A 1,150-nucleotide genomic window follows, 5' to 3' on the forward strand; every position below is an offset into this window, starting at 1 on the left:
GGCGATGCGTGGACGCCGACCGAACCGACCCAGCCGGCGCCGGAAGAGCCGACCGAGCCGGCCCCGACCGAGCCCGCCCCGACCGACCCCGCGCCGGAAGAGCCGACCGAGCCGACCCCGGAAAAGCCGGTCGAGGAGCCGGAGCAGCCCACCGGGACCACCGACCTGCTGGAAGGCACGAACGGCCGCGATGTCATCAACGGCACCGGAAAGGCCGACGAGATCCAGGGCCATGCCGGCAACGACCGGATCAAGGGCGGCGGCGGCAACGACAAGATCGGCGGCGGTGAAGGCAACGACCGGCTCAACGGCGGCAGTGGCAACGACCTGATGTATGGCAGCGCCGGCGCCGACAAGCTGAACGGCAAGAAGGGCGGCGACAAGATGGTCGGCGGCGGCGGCGACGACATCGTCCAGGGCCGCAACGGCGACGACGTCGTCGATGGCGCCGACGGCAACGACCGGGTCGACGGCGGCCGCGGCAACGATGTGATGACCGGCGGCGCCGGCAGCGACGTCTTCGCCTTCCGCCTGTCGACGGGCACCGACCTGATCACCGATTTCGAGGACGGGACCGACCTGATCGACCTGAGCCGCTGGAAGCTGAGCGCGGACGAGCTGGACGGGGTCCTGGACGCGGGCCTGTCCGAGAAGAACGGCGATGCCGTGCTGGACTTCGCCGCGCTCGGGACCACCGGCACCGTGACCCTGAAGGGCGTGGACATCGATCAGATCGACGCGGCGGACTTCGTCCTCTGACACCGCCGCCCGCCTTCGCGGCGCAAGACCGACAGGGCCGGCCCCGGCAGGGGCCGGCCCTGTCTCGTTCCGGCGGCCGGCCGGACGGGCGCGCGTCCTCGTGCGCGTTCCCGCCTAGCGGCGCAGCAACTCCCGCAAGCGGGCGTGCGCGCCCTTGCCGTCGACGGCGCTGCCGGGCACCGGCACCAGCCCCTCCAGCGTGGTGCCGGTGCCCCTGAAATCGGCGAACAGGCGCGGGATGTAGTACGCGCCGGCGGGGCTGCGGTGCTGCACGACGATGTTGCTGCCGCTCTGCCCTCCCTTCCGCGCGGTCCAGATGTTGTTCTCGACGGTGCCGCCGTCGTGATAGATGCGGGTCTCGTCGACCGCCTGGCCGGGGATGTCCAGGATG

Annotated in this window: 2 protein-coding genes; one reads left to right on the forward strand and one right to left on the reverse strand. The window is 71.9% G+C overall.

Features of this window, described 5'->3' with window-relative positions:
• Positions 1 to 759 (forward strand): calcium-binding protein (locus GE300_RS22025; protein WP_154449704.1); only part of this gene is annotated, 759 nt, incomplete at its 5' end.
• 114 nt (positions 760 to 873) lie between these two features.
• Here the strand turns inward: GE300_RS22025 and GE300_RS23470 are convergent.
• Positions 874 to 1,150, reverse strand: a 277-nt coding sequence (locus GE300_RS23470) for a hypothetical protein (protein ID WP_233417319.1), incomplete at its 5' end; no start/stop codon positions are given.

Source organism: Halovulum marinum, assembly GCF_009697225.1.
Taxonomy (GTDB): domain Bacteria; phylum Pseudomonadota; class Alphaproteobacteria; order Rhodobacterales; family Rhodobacteraceae; genus Halovulum; species Halovulum marinum.